The organism is Enterococcus sp. HMSC078F03 (genome assembly GCF_001811595.1).
Lineage (GTDB): Bacteria > Bacillota > Bacilli > Lactobacillales > Enterococcaceae > Enterococcus > Enterococcus faecalis.
The window spans coordinates 255,047-275,207 of sequence record NZ_KV805602.1 but is presented as its reverse complement, the minus strand read 5'-3'; the positions used below and the strand labels follow the sequence as shown (position 1 = coordinate 275,207).

Below are 20,161 nucleotides of genomic sequence, written 5' to 3'. Positions count from 1 at the left end.
TTTTTATACTCCTTTAGTTGCTGACATTAAATTTTTATCATGTACTTTTTCACCTTGTACCCAGACTTCTCGAATATTTTCTGGTCGTGCTAAATATAAGATTTTTTGGAAAATATCAAGCAATGATTCCCCTGGATTTTTAGGGATTCGTGCTTGTGACAAGCTTGTATTAATAATTTGAACATCCCAAGCATACCCTTTTTCTAATTTTCCAATTGGCAAACTTAGCGCTTGACCACCACCAACAGTAGCTAAATAAAACGCTTCATTTACTGTAATCCGTGCTGTTTTAACACCTCGTACTTCTGGTTTTTTTGTAGCATCGACGCCATCTTCTAACATTCTAGAAGAAATAACCGCTTGCTTTAAATTGTCAAAAAGACTTGGTGAAAAACCACCTGAAAGATCACTACCTAAACCAACTTCTACTTGATGTTGATGTACTAATTTTGCAATCGGTGTTACTGCATTGCCAAAATAAGCATTAGAGATTGGGCAGTGCGCCACAGCCGTCCCTGTTTCATGGAATAAATTCATATCTGCTTCTTCTAAAAAGCCTGCATGTGCCATCACTGCTTTTTCTGTCAATAAACCAAAATCATTCAATGCTTGAGCATCATTTTTTCCAAAACGTTCTTGAACAAATTGATGTTCCCAATCACTCTCACTACAATGACTTTGAACATGGACTTGATATTTCGCTGCTAATTCTCCTAATCCTTTAAGTGCTTCCTCTGTACAACTAGGAATGAAACGCGGAGTTACAACGGGATATACGCCTTGTTTTGTTTGCTGCGCTAATGTTTGAATTTCTTGAATAAACCGTTCCGTTTCTTCTAATGCTTGTTGCGTTGTTTGATCACGATAGTACTCAGGATTCTCATTAAGATCATCCATTACAACTTTACCAATTAAGCCACGCTGCCCTTTTTCCGCACAAATCTCTGCCAAACGACGGCTAGCTTCATAATGAATGGTTGCAAAATAAAGGGCTGTTGTTGTCCCATTAGCTAACAATTGGGTTACCAATTCATCATAGACTTGTTGGGCAAATGTTAAATCTGCAAATTTGGACTCCAAAGGAAACGTGTACGTATTCAGCCATTCATACAATGGAATATCCAAGGCGGTCCCAGATTGTGCCCACTGAGGTGCATGGACATGTAAATCAACAAAGCCGGGTAAAAGATAAGAATCTTGGGGCAATTCTTGAAAACGTTGTGCCTCTTTTTGTTCTGCTAGCACAGTTTCATACGCTTCAGCATCTGGTTCAATTATTTCCTGAATTACTCCGGCCTCATCTATACAAAAAAGTGTCTCTTCATAAACTTTAATCTCTTGCAAATTTTTACTAGAAAAACCTGTTCCTTTTATTACAAAATGAAACATTTAATACTCCTCCTTACTATCACATGAAGATTATACATAAACTTTCGCTTAATAACTATAAAAATGTGATTTTTTTTAAAAAAATCCATGTTCAAACAAGCAAAAACCGAACATTCTAAGAATGATTTATTTTTTCTTTGGATAAACAAGAAAACTTTCTATTCTTAAGATTCTTCGGTATACTTGAAGAGAATCGTTAGAACTTTAGGAGGTCCTGAGATGATACAGATCGAACAAATTAGAACAGGTGTTATTCAAGAAAACTGTTATCTTGTTTATAATGAAGAAGCATTATTAATTATTGATCCAGGTGCAGAAGGAGCAAAACTAATTCAAGAAATTACCCGTTTAGGGAAGAAACCAGCCGCTATTTTATTAACACATACTCACTATGATCATATTGGTGCGGTAGAAGAATTGCGCCATCATTATCAAATCCCTGTTTATGTTAGTCCATTAGAACAAGCGTGGCTTTCCAATCCTATTTTGAATCTTTCAGGATTAGGCAGACATGATGATATAGCAAATATTATTGTTCAACCCGCCGAACATGAATTTAAACTAACCGATTATGAAATTGGCGGCATGAAATTTTCCGTAGTCCCAACACCTGGTCATTCAATTGGTAGCGTCAGCTTTGTCTTTGATGATTTTGTTGTTGTTGGGGATGCATTGTTTAAAGGTAGTATTGGTCGTACTGATTTACACACTGGTGATATGCAACAATTATTACACAGTATTACGACCTATCTATTCACTTTACCAGAAGAATTTCCTGTTTATCCAGGCCATGGTGATGCCACAACCATTCAACATGAAAAAGCCACAAACCCATTTTTTAATTAGAGATTTATTCACTATTTAAAGAAACTTAGGAGGAGTAGCAATGACTGAAGCAACGACACTTTATATTATTCGTCACGGAAAAACGATGTTTAATACGATTGGCCGAACCCAAGGCTGGTCAGATACCCCCTTAACCAAACAAGGAGAAGAAGGCATTTATCATTTAGGCTTAGGCCTTAGAGACATAGACTTTAAGGAAGCTTATAGTAGTGATAGTGGTCGTGCCATGCAAACCGCTCAGATTATTTTACAAGAACATCAAAACCACCAAAAGATTCCTTACCTAACCGATAAACGGATTCGTGAGTGGTGTTTTGGTTCTTTAGATGGTGGCTATGATGGTGAACTTTGGGGTGTGGTGCCACGCATTTTAGCTTTTAAAAGTTATGAGGACATGATGACCACGAAAATTACCTATCGTGAGCTAGCAAATGCTATTATTGAAGCCGATACGGCTGACTGGGCGGAGCCTTATGAAGTTATTCGTGATCGTGTTTGGTCTGGTTTCGAAGATATCGCTCATCATCGAGAAAAAAATGGTGGCGGCAAAGTCATGGTGGTTTCCCATGGACTAACAATTTCCTTTTTACTTTCCTTAATTGATGCAAGTTTGCCTATGCAGATGGCGCTGGAGAATGGTAGCGTGACGACCTTAACTTACGAAAAAGGAACATTTACCATTCAAGGAATTAATGATATTTCTTATATTGAAAAGGGAAAAAAGATCGCTGAAAAGCGCCGTTTGTTGTAAAAAAAGAGAAGGTTATCTGTCAAAATGACAGATAACCTTCTCTTTTTATTTATTCTTTTAAACGTTCTACATTTTTTCTTGAGATTTGAATTTTTTCTAAGGTTTCCTTATAGTTTTTTGCTGCATAAGCAAAAAATAAAACATCGACTACATACAATTGTGCCACCAAGGAAACAGTAGCCGCACTTCTCAATGGCACGTCTTCCCCACTAGAGGTTTGAAGGACGATATCACTTTTTTCACCAATCACTGATTTTTCATCTTGTGTGATACTAATAATAGGAATCCCTTGCTGCTTCGCTAAATCAGCTAAAGTACTTGCTTCTTTATTCGTTCCAGAATTAGAAATAACAATAAAAACACTAGGCTTTTCTGTAGAGCCTAACATAGAAGCAAATAAATGATGATCCAATGTTGTAAATACCGTTCGGCCTAGTCGCGTAAATTTTTGATAAATATCTTGAGCAACCAACGAAGAGGCACCCAACCCATAGACAAAAATTACTTCTGTTTTTTCCAACAAATCAACGGCTTCATTAACTGCGACATCCTCTAATGTCTGACCGCTTCGCTCAACCACATGAACAAAGCGCGCCTGTAACTTTTGTTTAATGTCAGCTGTTGATTCCCCTTTAGTAACTTCAGTATACATTTGCTGCTTCATTTGGCCAAGATTTGCAGATAATAAAAGTTTCAACTCTGTGAAGCCATTCACATCCATAGAATGACAAAAGCGAATAATTGCCGCTGGGCTTGATCCTGCTTGTTTCGCTAGCTCTTGCGCATTCATTGAAATAACTGTTTCTGTATTTTTTAAAATATATTCTGCGATTTTCCGTTCTGATTTTGGTAATTGTTGTAGACGATCTTGGATAGATAAGACAATATTTTGTTGCATAAACACCCCTCCTGATACACCATTTCCTACGCAATTAAATTTTAACAAAGAAAAAGGGAGAAGCCAAGTTCTCCTTTTTTCTATTTATTATTTAGTTGTTTGCATATCTTTAGGAATCCCAAAGAATAACGTTGCTACAAAACCACCTGCGTAAGCAGCCAATAAACCTAATACATATGCAAGCCATTGGTTGTTGGCAATTAATGGAATTAAAGCCACCCCACTTGGTCCAATAGCAATCGCACCAACATTACCGAAGGCACCAATTACTGCACCACCAATACCACCGCCGATACAAGCAGTAATGAATGGACGTCCTAATGGTAAAGTAACTCCGTAGATTAATGGTTCACCAATACCTAAAATCCCAACTGGCAAGGCACCTTTAATCATTTCAACTAATTTTTTATCTGATTTACAACGAATCCATAATGCTAAAGCTGCACCGACTTGTCCCGCACCAGCCATGGCCAGAATTGGTAATAACAAAGTCATCCCTGTTTGATTAATCATTTCAATGTGGATTGGCGTCAAAATTTGATGTAAACCAAACATTACCATTGGCAAGAAGGTTAAACCAAGAGTAAAGCCAGCAACCATGCCACCTTTTTCTAAGACAACATTGATAATACCAACTAAGCCATTAGAAATAGCTCCGGCTACAGGCATGATTAAGAAAATAGTTGCTAAGCCAATCACTAAAAGTGAAATGGTTGGCGTTACGATAATATCAATTGATTCTGGGACAATTTTATGCAATTGTTTTTCTAACAATGATAATAACCATACGGCAAAAATAACACCGATAATTCCGCCTTGTCCTGCAGATAATGTTCCCCCAGTGAAAATATTACTGATTGGTGCATCTGGATTCATTCCTGTCAACATTGTTACTGCCCCAATAACACCACCCAACGCTGGCGTTGCACCAAAAACGCTGGCACTGTTAATCCCAGTGTAAAGAGCTAAATAAGCAAAAATCCCATTTTTAATAATATTTAAGACATCAATATATTGTTGCCATGAAGCTGAAATATCACCAGCAACAACTAAGTTAGACATAACAGCTGCAATCCCGCCAATAATACCAGCCCCAACAAAGGCAGGAATCATCGGAACAAAGATACTAGAAATGGCTTTTAACACTTTTTTAAATGGTGAAGTGTTATTTTGTTTCGCTTTTTGTTGTGCTTTCATTTGAGCGGCTTTTTCTTCTACTAAATCTTTTCCAGATTTGCCTACTGAAGCATCAGTTGCGGTGTCATGATTAAATGGTTCTCCCAATTTGACACCTGCTTGATCTACCATTTCTTGTGCAACCTTGTTAACAGTACCTGGACCAACAACTACTTGTAACGTATCATCTTCTACGACGCCCATAACGCCATCAATTTTTTTCAATCCTTCAATATCCACTTTGTCATAATCGCGGATATCCATACGAACACGAGTCATACAATGAATGACTTTGTCCACGTTTTCTTGACCACCAACTTCTTTATAAATCCCATCAGCAATGCGTTTAATTCTTTCTTCTGCCATGTTAAAACACCCTCCTAATTCCTTAATTTAATGTATTCTTGATAAATTGATTCCCGTCAATTAATTTTTGTGTTGCTTCTTCTTTAGTACTATCAGTTAAAATCATTACAATTGCTAACTTCACATTTTCTTCTGCTTCTACAAATTTTAGTTCGGAAATTTCATAACTACAACCCGTTGCTTCCATAATAATCCGTTTGGAACGCTCCACTAATTTTTCATTGGTTGGTTTTACATCAACCATTAAGTTATTGTAGACTTTCCCAATACCAATCATGGAAATAGTTGATAACATATTTAAAATTAATTTTTGAGCTGTCCCAGATTTCAAGCGAGTCGAACCTGTTAAAAATTCAGGTCCTGCATCTACTTCAATAGGCATTTGTGCATACTTACTAATTTCAGCATCTTTATTACATGCCACAGTTGCGGTAGCTGCTCCCACCGTTGTAGCATATTCTAAACCGCCAATTACATAAGGCGTCCGACCACTGGCTGCAATCCCAACAACAATGTCATTTGCTGATAATTTTAGATCAACTAAATCTTGACGACCTAGTTCTTTTGAATCTTCAGCACCTTCTACTGCGACAGTCATTGCTTTTTGACCACCAGCGATGAGGCCTTGAACCATCTCTGGCTCGACGCCAAAAGTTGGTACGCATTCGGCTGCATCTAAGACACCTAACCGACCACTCGTACCAGCGCCCATGTAGATCAAGCGGCCGCCTTGATTGAAGCTTTTGATGATGGCTTCTACCACTGGTTCAATGGCTGCTAATTCTTGACCCACTGCCATTGCAACTTTTTGGTCTTCTTGATTCATTTTTTGTAAAGCTTCTTTGACACTCATCTCATCTAAGCCCATTGTATTTTCATTTCTACGTTCAGTTGTTAAGTTTTCTAAATTCATTCTCTATCGTTCCTTCCGTGACTAGCGTAAATTGATTGCCTGCCTTGATTAACGGCAATATCGTTTGATCTTTTTCAATAATTCGTGTAATCGTATTGACTTTTTCATCTTTCGGCAAGTCCACAAGTGTGACTTGAATTTCTCCCATATAGCGACCATATTTTTCATTATCAATCGTTACGGTTCCCACTGGACGGGCTTCAGTCTGCTCTGACTCAATCGTTGCAATTTCATCTTTTCTGAACATTTCACTCGTTCTTGATAATTCACTTCGCAAAACATCTCTTGCAGCATCTAAACGATTGGTATGAGTCCCAAGTATTCGCTTCAAATAGAGGCTCTTGCTAGGTGCTACTTCTAACAGAAATTGATTGGTTTGGTGATAATAACCAAATTGAGCCATGGTTCGCTCACTAATTGTGGGGTCACCAATATAAACAGCATCGACATAAGGATCAGCCATCAAACCAACGGCAGCGGCGAAAGGATTTTGCCCCCGATGTTTTTCTAATGTTGGTAAACCAGCAAAAATTGGGCCTCTTGTTTGTCCATCTCCTGGCACAAAAGTAAAAACTTGTAAGCCTAATTCTTTAAGCCAGCGGTTCTTTTCATTAAAAAATGTTGTTCCAATGCCTGTTTCAGGTCTTGGATAATAATTATGCCAAGCTTCTAAGCGAGAAAAGTCCGCTTGGTGAGCCTTTAACTCAGCCACTTCTTCCAGTGTAATGGTACTAGCATTCAATCCTATATCAATCTTATGTGAAGCATGAGCCATTTGTTCTATCGTAATGCCGTAGTCCATCCGGAGGCCAGTTACGCCCAACTCGATTAAAGGCTCTAATTCATCGAAAGAAAAACCCGCTCTTTTTAACGCTTCACCTGAAATATCTACCATAATTTTCATTTTTTCTGCCTTAGCAATTGCCCCTAAATCAGTCAAGCGTTGGCGGTAAAGGGAAGTATCATCTTCTGGAATGTGTAAAGAAGTGAAAATACCATCAAATCCAAGCGCTTTCATCTTTTTGATATAAATAATTGTATCGTTTGTAATCTCTTCACCAAGAAAAACTGAAATACCATACATCTTTTTAGCTCCTCTCTAATACGCTTTCATTATAACTTGTTTGAAATAAAATTTCAACTATTTTTCTAAATATTTTTTAATTCCAAAATAAAATTTTATTTATGTTCAAAAAAAACAGATATTCCTTTATAGAAATATCTGTCTAATTCATTAATTGGCTGTGGCAGAGCCAACTGGTGTACCAGCTGTAACCACGCCAGTTTTCTCTAACGAAAATTGTGCTACTTTATCCATGTTGGTAATAATGACAACCATTTCAGTTCCTTTACCAGCTGCTTTAATTGCTTCTAAATCAGCAATTGCGACCACCGTATCTGCAGTCACTTGGTCGCCTTCTTTCACTTTAATAGTGAACGGTGCCCCGTTTAACTCTACCGTATCGATACCCATGTGTAATAAAATTTCAAGACCGTTTGTCATTTTTAAACCAATGGCATGTTTTGTTTGGAAAACGCTTAAAACTTCTCCTTCAATAGGTGCATAAATTTCACCATTTTCTGGAACTACTGCATAGCCATCTCCCATCATTTTTTGTGAAAAAACAGGATCATTCACTTCACTAATTGGGATAACGGTTCCATTGGCAACGGCATACATTGTATTATTTTCGACAACTTCATTCTTTTTCTTCAAAAATCCAAACATTTCTCTTCCCCCATTTTTTAAAGTATCACTAGTATAGAAAAAAGTTTCATGAATTACAAGTGGCACCTTTGTATAATTCTAAAATTTATTTTAAAATAAGAATTTGCATTGGCATTTACTTTGTCAGCGGGTATACTTATACTTGATGTATTTTGCATTTATTTCAGAAAGGAATGGTGACATGCTTTTTGCTAACCTATGGAAAGCAATTATTCTTGGTATTATCGAAGGAATTACCGAGTGGCTTCCAATTAGTAGTACCGGACATTTAATTTTAGTGGATGAGTTTATTAAACTCGATCTAAGTAAAGATTTTATGGAAATGTTCAACGTCGTTATCCAATTGGGAGCGATTATGGCGGTTGTTATTTTATACTTCCACAAATTGAATCCTTTCTCACCAAAGAAAAATGGCGAAGAGAAAAAAGATACTTGGATTCTTTGGTCTAAAGTCTTAGTCGCTTGTTTACCAGCGGCAGTTATTGGTCTAAAATTTGATGATTATTTAGATGCACATTTTTATAACTTTTTAACAGTATCGATTATGTTAATTGTTTATGGGATTGCTTTTATTATCATTGAAAAACGAAATAAAAATGTTGCACCGAAGTGTACTAATCTAAAAGACTTCACTTATAAAGCCGCTTTAATCGTTGGTGCTTTCCAAGTACTGGCATTAATTCCAGGAACTTCACGTTCAGGAGCGACCATTTTAGGGGCAATCTTAATTGGGGCCTCACGTTTCGTTGCAACAGAGTTTTCATTTTTCTTAGGAATTCCAGTAATGTTTGGAGCAAGTTTTTTAAAAATCTTTAAATTCTTGGCCAAAGGAAATACGTTTGGATCAGAAGAAATCATTATTTTATTAACTGGCTCTATTGTTGCCTTCGTTGTTTCCATCATTGCGATTAAATTCTTATTGAATTACTTGAAGAAAAACGATTTTACAGTTTTCGGTTGGTATCGTGTAATTTTAGGTGCGATTTTAATTGGCTACTGGTTATTCTCATAAAAATAAAACCGTTGCTTTCACTGTTGAAAGCAACGGTTTTATTTTTTTAAATCGCCAAACGTTATTCGCTCAATCCCCTGTTCTTCAAACCACTGACGAACACGAGGATCACAAATTGTTGCTAATTCTTTGCAGCGTAAAGTGGTATATGAAGAATTATCTAACACAAATTGATCCAAATACCCAACATCAAAATGCATCTCAGCAATTGCCGATTCCGGCATCCATAATAAACCAAAGTCATCTTCTAAAAAATTCTCCACTGATACGCCTTCGTGAATATAAGATAACGCGCCAGACTCTAACAAATGTGTTACCTGGAAATAACCTTGTTGCGGTGGATATTCTTTTTCCCCACTATATTTCAGGGTTGTATGAAGTCCGTACTCTTCTGCTAATTCTAAAAATACGTGATCAACCACTTCATCCCCAATCGAGTGGCAATCAAAATGTTCAGGATAATGTCCAGTTAGTTCCTTAAAGCGCGTCAATTGCGCAATCGTTTCAAGTCGTACTTCTTCATATACGAAGGTTACTTGCTTTTGTTGACGATAATAAGAAGAGCGATGAAAATTGCCTTGTTCATCTACCAGTGAAGGAATCATACATGGGTCCGCACAAGGTTTCCCTAATAAAAAATTCGTATGCTGACCTACAAATAAGCCTGGATAATTTTTTGCTAACGCAACGGCGTGTTCTGCTGTTGGTAAATTGGGCATCAAAAGTGTCGACGTTGTTAAACCATCGACATAACTTTTGATAATGCCATGATTAATCGCTTCTGACATCCCAAAATCATCAGCATCAACAATTACTTTAACCAACAGCTCCCCCTCTTTTCTTTACGTATTTTTGATGACAATTCCGACAATAATATTAACAGCTGATTCACAATCATTAATCGTGCGCTCAAGCTGATCATAAACATCTTTCCACTTGATAACTTTTAATAAATCTTTTTCGTTAGTCATCAAATCTTTCATGGCGCTACTGTATAATTTATCGCCTTGAGATTCAATCGTATTCACTTCATCAATCAATGAAACTAACGTTTTGGAATTCTTAAATTTTGCAAATTCCTTCGTTGCTGATTTAACGCCTTCTGTCGCTTTAACAATATAAGCAGTTAATTCTAGCGCGGGCGCAATCATTTCTTCGACAACTAAATGATCAAGTAAATAAGACAAACTATTAATGCTATCGATAATGTTATCTAAGTGATCCGTAATATCGACAATATCTTCTCGATCAATTGGCGTAATAAAGGAAATATAGAGTTCATTTAAAATTTTGCGAACAATTTCATCATTCTCTTTTTCCAATTGATGAATCGCTTCTGATTTTTTTACTAAGTTTTCTAATGAATAATTGTCTACAATTTCTTGCAAAACCTTTGCCGCTTCATAAGCATTTGTTGCTAACTGGTTTAATTCTCCAAAATAATCAAATTGTTTTTTACGTGCCATGTTTTTCTCTCCTTAAAAAATTGCAATAAATAATTTTGACATCACATAAGCGATCAGCCCACATCCTGGGAAAGTTAAAATCCATGCTATCAGCATTTCTTTCACGATACGCCAGTCAACACTTGAGATTCGCTTAGAAGCACCTACTCCCATAATCGCTGTCGTTTTTGTATGAGTAGTTGAAACTGGAATCCCAAAAGCCGATGCTAAAAATAAACAAATAGCCGTGCTTAAATCTGCAGTGAAGCCTTGATAGCGTTCGAGTTTTACCATATCCATCCCGACTGATTTAATGATTCTCATGCCGCCCACAGAAGTTCCAATGCCCATTGTAATGGAACACAGAACCATAACCCATAACGGAATCACAAAACCGCCACCTGTTTTTTCGACTAAATTATTATAAAAAAGTACTAACATGAACACGCCCATAAATTTTTGCCCATCTTGCGCACCATGTAAAAAAGCATTAGCTCCTGCACCAAAGGCTTGCCCTACTGTAAAAAATTTGTTGGCTTTTCTTCTAGGCACAGCCGAGAAAGCTTTCACAACAAGTTTGGCAATCAAATAACCGCCGCCAAAGCCCATAACGGTAGAAACAACTAGACCAACAAGCACTTTGATCCATTCCGAGCCATTGACTGCACCCAAACCACCTAATGCCATAGCCGAACCAGTCAAACCGGCAATTAACGCATGGCTTTCACTTGTGGGAATACCAAAATACCACGCAGCAACTGCCCAAACCACAATTGAAAAAAGCGAAGCAGCCAAAGCCACCTGTGAAGCGTTTCCATTTGCGTCAAAACTAACAATGTTGCTAATCGTTTCAGCTACTTGGGCATTAAAAAAGGTCATGACTAATGCACCTAAAAAGTTCATCACAACAGCCATCCAAATTGCGACATTCGGTTTTAACACCCGAGTCGAGACAGCGGTTGCAATTGCGTTCGGCGCATCCGTCCAACCGTTAACAAAAATTACACCCATTACCAAAGTAATCGTTACCAATAATGCAATACTCACAAAGACACCACCATTTTTCATTTATCTATTTTATCATAGCATGTTTTAAAAAAAATGTATGCTTTTTTCTTAAGGCTCTGGCAAATTTTCTTATTTTTTTCTTGAAATTGTCTGTTAAGGAAAAAAACTTGTCGTCTTTTATTGCAATGGAACAATGGATTAGGTATAATGATTACTGTTGAATTACATTGGCTGACCAGTGTAAAACCTAAATCATCGGAGGTGAAACAAATGCCAAATATCGAATCTGCAATCAAACGCGTACGTACAAGTGCTAACGCGAATGCGAAAAATTCATCTCAAACAAACGCAATGCGTACAGCAATCAAGAAATTTGAAGAAGCTGTAGCTGCTGGAGCTGATAACGTCGATGCTTTATACAACGAAGCTGTTAAAGCTGTTGATATGGCTGCAACTAAAGGTTTAATCCATAAAAACAAAGCTAACCGCGATAAAATTCGTTTAAGCAAATTAGCTAAATAATGTGAGATAGAAGTTAGCATTCATGTTAGCTTCTTTTTTCATCAAAAAATGTCCAAGTCTGTTTTCACAAAGACTCGGACATTTTTTTATAAAGGTGAATCAATCCACGGTAAATCTGTTGTGAGATGTTGACTAAATAATTTAGTCTCTTCTCGCAAAGCTAAACGTTGTTGTCGTCTCGTTTCATAATTGGAACAAATCAACTTTTCTTCTGCAGTTTCTGGGACGACTGCCGCTAATTGGAAGTCACTTTCAGGATTCATATGAGACGGAATGGCTACAAAAGTTGTAAAACAAGTCGCCGCTAAATAACGCTCTCCAGTTGTTAAATCTTCTCCTACAACTTTAACAAATACTTCCATCGATTTATGATGCACGCCAGAAACAAACGTTTCAACACACACTGAGTGATTTTCTTTTAAAGGTTTTAAAAAATTCAAGTTATCTAAAGATGCTGTAACTGCCCCTCTCCGACAATGTCGTGAAACGGAAATGGATGCGGCGTCATCAATTAAAGACATTAATTTCCCACCAAATAGTGCACCAAAGGGATTTAAATCAAAGGGAAATACACGATGTGTTTGAATCACTCGTGATTCTCGACAAAATTTTTCTTTCGTCATTAACGATTCCTCTACTTTCATTTATAAACTTTTCCACGCTTTACTTTAGCTTACTTTACCATTTGATGCAATCCTTACTTTTTAGGAAACATTTAAAAAATAACAAATTTGCAAGTCCCATTTATTCATTTTTAGGAAAGTTGCTGTATAATAATAACGGTTAAAGAACTTTTAAGGAGATGGATACACATGAAAATTGCAATTGCTGGTGCCGGCGCTATGGGCAGCCGTTTAGGAATTATGTTGCATCAAGGCGGAAATGATGTAACTTTAATCGATCAATGGCCCGCGCACATTGAAGCCATTCGTAAAAATGGTTTAATCGCTGATTTTAACGGAGAAGAAGTTGTCGCGAACTTACCAATCTTCTCACCAGAAGAAATTGACCATCAAAATGAACAAGTAGATTTAATTATCGCTTTAACTAAAGCACAACAATTAGATGCAATGTTTAAAGCGATTCAACCAATGATTACTGAAAAAACGTATGTACTATGTTTATTAAATGGCTTAGGTCATGAAGATGTACTAGAAAAATATGTACCAAAAGAAAACATCTTGGTTGGCATTACCATGTGGACAGCTGGTTTAGAAGGACCGGGACGTGTTAAACTTTTAGGTGATGGCGAAATTGAATTAGAAAATATTGATCCTTCTGGTAAAGAATTTGCTTTAGAAGTCGTTGATGTCTTCCAACAAGCTGGTTTAAATCCAAGCTATAGTAGCAATGTTCGCTACTCTATTTGGCGGAAAGCCTGTGTCAATGGCACGCTAAACGGTTTGTGTACAATCCTTGATTGTAATATTGCCGAATTTGGCGCACTATCTGTTAGTGAATCCCTTGTTAAAACATTAATCAGTGAATTTGCAGCAGTCGCAGAAAAAGAAGCCATTCATTTAGATCAAGCAGAAGTCTATACACATATTGCTCAAACTTATGATCCAAACGGTATTGGCTTGCACTATCCGTCTATGTATCAAGATTTAATTAAAAATCATCGTCTCACAGAAATTGATTACATTAATGGTGCTGTTTGGCGCAAAGGACAAAAATACAACGTAGCAACACCTTTCTGTGCCATGTTGACACAGCTTGTTCACGGAAAAGAAGAACTATTAGGAGCTAAATAATAAGAAAGTGCCAGAGACAATCGTTGAATGACGATTGTCTCTGGCACTTTCTTATTTTGCTTGCGCAGTCAATTTTAAAATAAATAATTGGAATAGTAATTCTTTATCCATTTGGCCCGTTTTCATGCGGTAATCATTTTCAACTAATTCATCATAAAGTCTTTCTAATCGAGACAATTCAAATCGTCGGACTTGTTGTAACGCTAACTTGACTCGATAAGGATGAACCTTTAATGTATCAGCAATATTCGCTTGTTGATAGCCCATCTTAGCCAAAATTTTTGTTTGTAGAAAAAGGCGAATCTGATTCAATAAGATTGCATTTAACTTAATGGTTTCTTCTCCTTGTAAAAGTAAATCTTCATACAATTGAACAGCTTTTTCACTGTTTCCAGAAAGTACTTCGTTGGTTAAATCAAAAACATTATGTTCCAAAGACTTAGGGACTAATTCTTGAACCGCACCTCGTGTAATTGTCTTCGTCTCAAGGGCATATAAATACAGCTTCTGTAATTCTCCCATAATTTTTGATAAGTTCAAGTCTGTCAATTGAAGTAATAAATCAAAAGCATCGGAGCGAATAGTGTACCCTTCGCTCTCAATCGTTTGAGAAATGTACTGACGAATAGCCTTTTCATCCATTGGATTGACATCAACTACTGTGGCATTTTTTTTCAATGCTTTGGTAATTTTTTTTCGTTCATCTAATTTTTCATAAGAGGCCATAAAAACAAGAACAGTTGTTGGTGATGGACTTTCCAAATAATTCAATAAAAGATTGACATCATGTTCCACACCGTTTGTTTTTCTTTCGGCAGTTAAAAAGTAAGGATTTTCCACAAAGACAAGGCGATAATCACCAAAAAACGGAATTGTTTCCGCTTCAGCAATCGCTGCACTTAAAGGTGTTTCCTCCATATCAAATGAGAAAAAGTTAAATTGATCATCCTCTTCCGTCAACAATTCTTTCATCAATGTTGTTTTAAATAATTCAGTTAAATAAAGTTCTGTTCCTATTAATAAATACACTGGAGCGATTTTTTGCTCTCGCACTTCTTTCAAAGCTTTTTGTAACTCCATTGGCTCGCTCCTTTTCTCGTTTCTCTTGTTTATCCTATCATGTTACTTCTGGAAATACTAGTCTTGTTCTTTAACAAATTTGGCTTTAGAAAGCCCTTGCCAAGGTAACCATTGATAATAAATCATTCCTTGAAGATCGGTCCGATAATAATTTATTTTTTGCTCCTCCAGCGTCGCTAATGTCTCCTGATGAGGATGTTTAAAACGATTATTCAGTCCAGCTGAAATCAATGCTTCTCGCGGATTAAGCTGTTTGATAAATCTTTTAGTAGACGACGTTTTACTACCATGATGACTGACTTTCAAGATGTCGATTTTCAACTGGGGATAGCGAGCCAACACTTGTTCTTCTCCTTCGGCTTCCAAGTCACCAGTAAATAAAAAATGCCGTCCGCCTAATTGTGTGGAAAACACTATCGAGTCATTATTGCCCCCAATACTGCTCTTATTTGGTGATAAAATTTGAAAAGAAACGGGCCCATTAATTCGCTTGGGCGCTAAAATTGGCCGACAGTCTGTCCCGCTTTTTTGGAGTTGTTTCAAGACTTGGCGAAACGAAAAATTGGCTTCAGCTGCTCCTTTAGGAAAATACAGAACAGAAATTGGAACCTTCTGCGCAATGGCTAATAAATCGCCAAAATGGTCTTCATGTGCGTGTGTGATGATCACTTCATCTAAACGTTTGACTCCTTGACTTTTGAGAAAAGGAATCACTGAATATTCCGCTCCTGATCGACTATTTTTCCGTTGCCGCCAAGCTTCTTTGTCAAAAGACAACCGACCACCTGTATCGATCAATGTATTTTTTCTGTGAAAAGGCGCTTGGATAAACAAACTATCCCCTTGGCCTACATCGATCATTGCAACAATGCCAATTGGCGAAAGGTATTTACTATTTATCAAAACAATTAGTAGTCCGATTGAGAAAAAAATTTTTTTAGACTTGTCTGCTAAATAAATCATTGAAAGTCCGATTAGTAATAACAAACTAATTTGTATCCAAGAATTTAAATAGCCGATGGTCAGCTTCGGATTTAAGTGAACTAGCACCCACTCAAATAAGCCATTCATTGTTAAAAATAGTGGTTCGAGCAAGACTGCTAAATAGCGTGCTGGCATAATAATCACTAGAAAAAAGCTCAACGTCAAAAGCGGTAACAAGAACCGTTCAAAAATTGGTAACAAGAAAAATGTTAAGAAACTTCCTAACAAGGGCCATTCATAAAATGATTGGACTAAAATAGGTAAGGAAGCCACAGCCAATAGGAAAGAGCCTAAACAATTTTTAATGAAAGGCGAAGAATAACCAACCAATGTTTGCTCTAAAAACAGCAGAACAAAAGAAAGTAAGTAACTAAATTGACCGCCGACTGAAAAAAAGAGGGTTGGCTGAACAATCAAGTGCACTAAGAGAGTTAAACTCCAACAATCGAGGGCCGGAACCTGCCAATTAAACCGTCGATTGAACGTATTGAGGTTTGTTTGTAAAAGCGCCCGCATGACACTAACTGAGAATCCTGTTAAACCAGCATATATCAGTGAAAAACCGCATTGCCACAAAAAATAACTTTCTTGCGTTCGGCGAGCAATTCTTAGCATTAGTAAGCGAAATAAACGAAGGAAAAAAGAAACATGCATCCCTGACAAACTAAAAAGATGCAAAATGCCTAATGCTGAAAATTTATCGCTTATTTCAGCAAATTCTTCATTACGAAAACCTAAGAGCAACGCATTCATATACATTGCACTAGTCTCAGCAAAATTTTTCTGAATATGTACCATCGCCCATTTCCGCCAGCCGCTAATGATTTCTTTAAACCGCCAAGAAAAAAAAGGACGCGGTTGTCCTATCTCCTCAATGAATAAAATAGCTTCGATTCCTTGATTCTTTAAAAATAGTTGATAATTGAAGCCATTTTTGTTGGTTTGACCTTGGGGCGAGTCTAAAATACCTACAGCGGTTGCCTGAATGGTTGTGGTTAGTTGTTGCCATTGCTGTTTTTCTTTCACACTTTTTAATTGATAAAATGCCATCACTTTCTGCCTTTTGCCTTTTACGATCCAATTGGCAGGAAATTTTACTTGATCACCATCTACTTGTATTTCATCTGGTAATATCGTTAGCTGTCCTGACAAGCGGACTTCTTTAGGCAACAAAGAGACTGGCTTTAACCACTGGAAAATCAATATGCCCCCTACTATTAAAAAACTGCACAAAAAACCTCCCAATATAACAGGAAAACTTTTTGTACAGACAATATGGATAACAGTGATAGAAAAAAGAAGAGCTCCTAATAGACTAGGTGCGAAAAAACACCACAGCCCACAACTAGTCAGCAGAGCTATGAAGAACCAATTATTCCTCAGCTGAGGAAGGATTGTCCTCAAGTGTGGCAAATTCTTCTCCCCATTGTAATTCGGCAAAATATTTTGGTACTAAAGTCACTTTTTCAACCGTGGCTCCTACTTGTTCAATTAAATTTAGGGCGTACGCATCATTACGGTAATCCTTTAAATAATAAATCTTTTTAATCCCTGCTTGTAAAATCATCTTTGTACATTGCAGGCAAGGGAAATGTGTCACATAAATTTCTGCCCCTTCTGTAGGGACGCCAAACTTCGCACATTGTAAAATTGCATTCATTTCTGCGTGGATTGTTCGAACGCAATGATTATCAACAACATAGCATCCTTCATCAATACAATGCGTTCCGCCACTGACTGAACCATTGTAACCTCCTGCAATAATTCGTTTGTCGCGAACAATGGTTGCTCCGACAGTTAACCGTGTGCAAGTACTTCTTAATGATAATAAGACGCTTTGTCCCATAAAATATTGGTCCCATGGAATTCGTTCCATAATAAACCTCCTTTATTTTTAATGACTCCTGTGTTCGATTTGCCAAATCATTTAATCTTATTACAAATAGTATGTTATCCGCATCCCATAGTCAAGAATTCTCAGGAATTTTCTGTTAAAAGTTAGCCAGTCACTGTCAACATGTCTTTTAAACGTTCTACTGTTTTCTCTCCAATACCTGGAACATTTTTCAGTTCCTCGACGGTTTTAAACGGTCCTTGTTCGTCACGAAAGCGAATAATCTCTTGTGCTTTTTTCGCACCGATTCCTGAAATCGTTTGTAGCTCTGCTTCTGTTGCCCTATTAAGGTTGATTTTTTCCTCCTGATTTTGCTGAGCAGGTGCTGATTCCTGCAGCGTTTCTAATGACTGTGGCACTGGTTCTCCTTTTTTGGGCACGTAAATAATCATTTGATCTTTTACTTTTTGAGCGTAATTGACCTGGGTAGTATCAGCTTCCTCGCTCACGCCTCCAGCTAAAGCTAAAGCATCCCAAATCCGCTGCTGATTTTTTAGTTGATAGATTCCTGGTACTTTCACTGCGCCTTTAATATCAACATAGATCATTGTTTCTGCCCTTTCTTTTGTGGCATCTGTGGCGAACTCTGCCATAGTGGTCAGACTTGTCTCCTCCCACATTGTGGTGTCTACACGTGGCTCCTTATTAACCATCAAATAAATGCCCACTAATAGAGTTATCAAAATAACTATAGACGCGCCACTACCTAGCAATAGCCACTTTTTAGGTAACTGTTTCAACCAATCCATCGTTTGTCCTCCCTTCAAAATATAATTACGCATTTTTTAACAAAAAAATGCGCCTGGACCAAAAATCACTAGTAATTTTTGGCCCAGGCACACTTTTATTTTAATTTTTCTAGATAGTTCAAGGCATCTTGAACCGTTTTTACTGGGACAATTTTCATTTTTGTCCCAATTTTTCTCGCAGCTTCTTGTGCTTCTTGATAATTCGATTTGATTTTCGGCTCAACTTTTTTCATTTCTGAAGTTATTTCATCATCGGGTGCAAAGAAAATTTCTGCACCGTTCTCACTGGCAGTTACAACTTTTTTGTCAATGCCTCCGATTCTACCAACGATTCCTTGACTGTTCATCGTACCTGTTCCAGCAATTTCATGACCTTTACGTAAATCTTTATGACTTAATTGTTCATAGGTCTGCAAAGTAAACATTAACCCAGCCGATGGCCCACCAATATCACCCGCTTCAATAGATACTGGGATAGAAGAATCAATTTCAGTATGATCAGTCAAACCAATACCAATCCCCGCTTTTTTATCTGTTGGCAATTCAATTAATTTGCCGGTCGCTTCTTTTGCTTTGCCATCTTGAATAAATTGAACAGTGACTTTTTGATTCACTTTTTGTGCTTTAATGTAATTCATTAATTCTTCACTGCTTTTAAAAGATTTACCATCCACGCCTGTCACGGTATCGCCAACTTCAATTTTTCCTTTAAAACTTGAGTTGTCTTCCATCGCTAACACATAGACACCTTTAAATTTCATCTCATATGGAACCTTCGCTAATTTTAAGGCTTGCTCAATTGCGGCGTTTTTTGAGGAATCCATATAATATTGTTGAATTCGATTATATTCGCTATTACTACTATCTCCCATTAATTCTTTTTTGGACATGACTTCTTGAAAATCCGAAAAGTTTGCTTTTATGGCAGAAAAAATAGTGGCCGAACGAATGCCCACCGTTGTTAAATAAAAAGCACCTGACTGCGTATCTTTTTTTCCATCAACAGTTACAAACTCTTTTAAATTTTCTGTCGTTCCTGGTCCTTCAATATAATAAGGAATTGGGACGATAAACAAACCAATTAGCAGCAATGCCAATACCATTGGAATGAGTGATTTAAACGAAAATTTTTCTGTTTTTTTATTCATTATTTTAGCTCCAGTCATTCTTCTTTTGTTTTAACGCATGATAAATATTGGGAGGAAGATAGTCAGACACATCGCCTCCAAAACGTAAAACTTCTTTTAGTAAACTGGAGCTTACATGTGCATATGGTTCTTCTGCTAATAGAAAAACCGTTTCAATTTCTGGCGCCAGATGTTGATTCATTTTAGCAATGTCTTTCTCGTACTCGTAGTCTTTGACGTTTCTAATGCCACGAATCAAAAAATTAGCCCCTAATGATTTTGCACTTTCCACAGTTAACTGGGTTTCTTGCATGATAACACGCACATTTGGCATTTCTTTAGTTGCTTCTTCAATTAAATATTTTTTCTCTTCTGGCGTAAATAATGTTTGCTTACTTGTATTTATAAAAACGCCAATAATGACTTCGTCAAATAACTTCGCACTGCGTTCAATCAAATTTAAATGACCATTTGTCATCGGATCAAAACTTCCGGGAAATAGAGCAATTTTACGCATC

The 20,161-nt window shown here is 37.1% G+C and carries 21 protein-coding genes; 5 read left to right on the top strand and 16 right to left on the bottom strand.

The annotated features are described in order from the left end of the window. Nucleotides 1-3 precede the first annotated feature (3 nt). Nucleotides 4-1,389, bottom strand: coding sequence for a guanine deaminase (guaD, locus tag HMPREF2810_RS14005; protein WP_002378547.1), 1,386 nt, complete (start codon nt 1,387-1,389; stop codon nt 4-6). A 219-nt stretch (nt 1,390-1,608) separates the two neighbouring features. Between guaD and HMPREF2810_RS14000 the strand changes: the two genes are divergently transcribed. After that, a complete protein-coding gene (locus HMPREF2810_RS14000; RefSeq protein ID WP_002356716.1) occupies nt 1,609-2,235 on the top strand; it encodes an MBL fold metallo-hydrolase in 627 nt (208 codons plus the stop codon). 40 nt (nt 2,236-2,275) lie between these two features. Beyond that, on the top strand, nt 2,276-2,986 hold the full coding sequence (locus tag HMPREF2810_RS13995) for a histidine phosphatase family protein (RefSeq protein WP_002359733.1): 711 nt from the start codon (nt 2,276-2,278) through the stop codon (nt 2,984-2,986). Between the two features lie 49 nt (nt 2,987-3,035). Here HMPREF2810_RS13995 and HMPREF2810_RS13990 read toward each other — a convergent pair whose 3' ends face one another. The 5 genes from HMPREF2810_RS13990 to HMPREF2810_RS13970 all read right to left on the bottom strand — a co-directional run bounded on the left by HMPREF2810_RS13990 (nt 3,036) and on the right by HMPREF2810_RS13970 (nt 8,134). Further along, nucleotides 3,036-3,884, bottom strand: coding sequence for a MurR/RpiR family transcriptional regulator (locus HMPREF2810_RS13990; RefSeq protein WP_002382748.1), 849 nt, complete (start codon nt 3,882-3,884; stop codon nt 3,036-3,038). Between the two features lie 87 nt (nt 3,885-3,971). Further along, nucleotides 3,972-5,426, bottom strand: coding sequence for a PTS transporter subunit EIIC (locus tag HMPREF2810_RS13985; RefSeq protein WP_002384222.1), 1,455 nt, complete (start codon nt 5,424-5,426; stop codon nt 3,972-3,974). A gap of 22 nt (nt 5,427-5,448) precedes the next feature. After that, a complete protein-coding gene (gene murQ, locus HMPREF2810_RS13980) occupies nt 5,449-6,339 on the bottom strand; it encodes an N-acetylmuramic acid 6-phosphate etherase (RefSeq protein WP_002384221.1) in 891 nt (296 codons plus the stop codon). Beyond that, nucleotides 6,314-7,423 (bottom strand): DUF871 domain-containing protein, encoded by a 1,110-nt coding sequence (locus tag HMPREF2810_RS13975; protein ID WP_002384220.1) that lies wholly within the window; start codon nt 7,421-7,423, stop codon nt 6,314-6,316. The genes murQ and HMPREF2810_RS13975 overlap by 26 nt, the downstream gene beginning before the upstream one ends. Before the next feature lie 150 nt (nt 7,424-7,573). Next, a complete protein-coding gene (locus HMPREF2810_RS13970; RefSeq protein ID WP_002380597.1) occupies nt 7,574-8,134 on the bottom strand; it encodes a PTS sugar transporter subunit IIA in 561 nt (186 codons plus the stop codon). A gap of 115 nt (nt 8,135-8,249) precedes the next feature. Between HMPREF2810_RS13970 and HMPREF2810_RS13965 the strand changes: the two genes are divergently transcribed. Next, nucleotides 8,250-9,080 (top strand): undecaprenyl-diphosphate phosphatase, encoded by an 831-nt coding sequence (locus tag HMPREF2810_RS13965; protein ID WP_002356708.1) that lies wholly within the window; start codon nt 8,250-8,252, stop codon nt 9,078-9,080. A 38-nt stretch (nt 9,081-9,118) separates the two neighbouring features. Here the strand turns inward: HMPREF2810_RS13965 and HMPREF2810_RS13960 are convergent, their stop codons facing one another. The 3 genes from HMPREF2810_RS13960 to HMPREF2810_RS13950 are packed head-to-tail and all read right to left on the bottom strand — an operon-like array spanning nt 9,119 to nt 11,593. After that, complete coding sequence (locus HMPREF2810_RS13960; protein WP_002384218.1) at nt 9,119-9,904, bottom strand: ChbG/HpnK family deacetylase; 786 nt, start codon at nt 9,902-9,904, stop codon at nt 9,119-9,121. Nucleotides 9,905-9,922: 18 nt separating this feature from the next. Beyond that, a complete protein-coding gene (locus HMPREF2810_RS13955; RefSeq protein WP_002356705.1) occupies nt 9,923-10,546 on the bottom strand; it encodes a DUF47 domain-containing protein in 624 nt (207 codons plus the stop codon). Between the two features lie 12 nt (nt 10,547-10,558). Continuing rightward, complete coding sequence (locus tag HMPREF2810_RS13950) at nt 10,559-11,593, bottom strand: inorganic phosphate transporter (RefSeq protein ID WP_002356704.1); 1,035 nt, start codon at nt 11,591-11,593, stop codon at nt 10,559-10,561. Nucleotides 11,594-11,803: 210 nt separating this feature from the next. On the opposite strand from HMPREF2810_RS13950, the gene rpsT reads away from it, so the two are divergent. Then, complete coding sequence (rpsT, locus tag HMPREF2810_RS13945) at nt 11,804-12,055, top strand: 30S ribosomal protein S20 (protein WP_002356703.1); 252 nt, start codon at nt 11,804-11,806, stop codon at nt 12,053-12,055. 86 nt (nt 12,056-12,141) lie between these two features. On the opposite strand, the gene HMPREF2810_RS13940 is transcribed toward rpsT, so the two are convergent. Continuing rightward, on the bottom strand, nt 12,142-12,699 hold the full coding sequence (locus HMPREF2810_RS13940) for an acyl-CoA thioesterase (protein WP_002382741.1): 558 nt from the start codon (nt 12,697-12,699) through the stop codon (nt 12,142-12,144). 168 nt (nt 12,700-12,867) lie between these two features. On the opposite strand from HMPREF2810_RS13940, the gene HMPREF2810_RS13935 reads away from it, so the two are divergent. Continuing rightward, entirely contained in the window at nt 12,868-13,809 is a 942-nt protein-coding gene (locus HMPREF2810_RS13935; RefSeq protein ID WP_002384217.1) for a 2-dehydropantoate 2-reductase, read from the top strand. 51 nt (nt 13,810-13,860) lie between these two features. Here HMPREF2810_RS13935 and holA read toward each other — a convergent pair whose 3' ends face one another. From holA to coaD, 6 genes are all read right to left on the bottom strand, one after another. Then, nucleotides 13,861-14,889, bottom strand: coding sequence for a DNA polymerase III subunit delta (gene holA, locus HMPREF2810_RS13930; protein ID WP_002362655.1), 1,029 nt, complete (start codon nt 14,887-14,889; stop codon nt 13,861-13,863). A 57-nt stretch (nt 14,890-14,946) separates the two neighbouring features. Next, nucleotides 14,947-17,211: a DNA internalization-related competence protein ComEC/Rec2 gene (locus HMPREF2810_RS13925; protein WP_160747704.1), complete on the bottom strand. Its 2,265-nt coding sequence runs from the start codon at nt 17,209-17,211 to the stop codon at nt 14,947-14,949. Between the two features lie 34 nt (nt 17,212-17,245). Further along, nucleotides 17,246-17,749, bottom strand: coding sequence for a ComE operon protein 2 (locus HMPREF2810_RS13915; protein WP_002356697.1), 504 nt, complete (start codon nt 17,747-17,749; stop codon nt 17,246-17,248). A gap of 122 nt (nt 17,750-17,871) precedes the next feature. Then, nucleotides 17,872-18,549, bottom strand: coding sequence for a helix-hairpin-helix domain-containing protein (locus tag HMPREF2810_RS13910; RefSeq protein ID WP_002384213.1), 678 nt, complete (start codon nt 18,547-18,549; stop codon nt 17,872-17,874). A gap of 62 nt (nt 18,550-18,611) precedes the next feature. Next, nucleotides 18,612-19,682, bottom strand: a complete 1,071-nt coding sequence (locus tag HMPREF2810_RS13905; protein WP_002384212.1) for a SepM family pheromone-processing serine protease — start codon at nt 19,680-19,682, stop codon at nt 18,612-18,614. Next, a complete protein-coding gene (gene coaD / locus HMPREF2810_RS13900) occupies nt 19,669-20,160 on the bottom strand; it encodes a pantetheine-phosphate adenylyltransferase (protein WP_002356693.1) in 492 nt (163 codons plus the stop codon). Before coaD ends, HMPREF2810_RS13905 begins: the two co-directional genes overlap by 14 nt. Between the last annotated feature and the right edge of the window lies 1 nt (nt 20,161).

Excerpts from the sequence above, each read along its gene's own strand:
- guaD (WP_002378547.1), bottom strand. The coding sequence starts at position 1,389 with ATGTTTCATTTTGTAATAAAAGGAACAGGTTTTTCTAGTAAAAATTTG.
- HMPREF2810_RS14000 (WP_002356716.1), top strand. The coding sequence starts at position 1,609 with ATGATACAGATCGAACAAATTAGAACAGGTGTTATTCAAGAAAACTGT.
- HMPREF2810_RS13995 (WP_002359733.1), top strand. The coding sequence starts at position 2,276 with ATGACTGAAGCAACGACACTTTATATTATTCGTCACGGAAAAACGATG.
- HMPREF2810_RS13990 (WP_002382748.1), bottom strand. The coding sequence starts at position 3,884 with ATGCAACAAAATATTGTCTTATCTATCCAAGATCGTCTACAACAATTA.
- HMPREF2810_RS13985 (WP_002384222.1), bottom strand. The coding sequence starts at position 5,426 with ATGGCAGAAGAAAGAATTAAACGCATTGCTGATGGGATTTATAAAGAA.
- murQ (WP_002384221.1), bottom strand. The coding sequence starts at position 6,339 with ATGAATTTAGAAAACTTAACAACTGAACGTAGAAATGAAAATACAATG.
- HMPREF2810_RS13975 (WP_002384220.1), bottom strand. The coding sequence starts at position 7,423 with ATGTATGGTATTTCAGTTTTTCTTGGTGAAGAGATTACAAACGATACA.
- HMPREF2810_RS13965 (WP_002356708.1), top strand. The coding sequence starts at position 8,250 with ATGCTTTTTGCTAACCTATGGAAAGCAATTATTCTTGGTATTATCGAA.
- HMPREF2810_RS13955 (WP_002356705.1), bottom strand. The coding sequence starts at position 10,546 with ATGGCACGTAAAAAACAATTTGATTATTTTGGAGAATTAAACCAGTTA.
- HMPREF2810_RS13950 (WP_002356704.1), bottom strand. The coding sequence starts at position 11,593 with ATGAAAAATGGTGGTGTCTTTGTGAGTATTGCATTATTGGTAACGATT.
- rpsT (WP_002356703.1), top strand. The coding sequence starts at position 11,804 with ATGCCAAATATCGAATCTGCAATCAAACGCGTACGTACAAGTGCTAAC.
- HMPREF2810_RS13940 (WP_002382741.1), bottom strand. The coding sequence starts at position 12,699 with ATGAAAGTAGAGGAATCGTTAATGACGAAAGAAAAATTTTGTCGAGAA.
- HMPREF2810_RS13935 (WP_002384217.1), top strand. The coding sequence starts at position 12,868 with ATGAAAATTGCAATTGCTGGTGCCGGCGCTATGGGCAGCCGTTTAGGA.
- holA (WP_002362655.1), bottom strand. The coding sequence starts at position 14,889 with ATGGAGTTACAAAAAGCTTTGAAAGAAGTGCGAGAGCAAAAAATCGCT.
- HMPREF2810_RS13915 (WP_002356697.1), bottom strand. The coding sequence starts at position 17,749 with ATGGAACGAATTCCATGGGACCAATATTTTATGGGACAAAGCGTCTTA.
- HMPREF2810_RS13910 (WP_002384213.1), bottom strand. The coding sequence starts at position 18,549 with ATGCGTAATTATATTTTGAAGGGAGGACAAACGATGGATTGGTTGAAA.
- HMPREF2810_RS13905 (WP_002384212.1), bottom strand. The coding sequence starts at position 19,682 with ATGACTGGAGCTAAAATAATGAATAAAAAAACAGAAAAATTTTCGTTT.
- coaD (WP_002356693.1), bottom strand. The coding sequence starts at position 20,160 with ATGCGTAAAATTGCTCTATTTCCCGGAAGTTTTGATCCGATGACAAAT.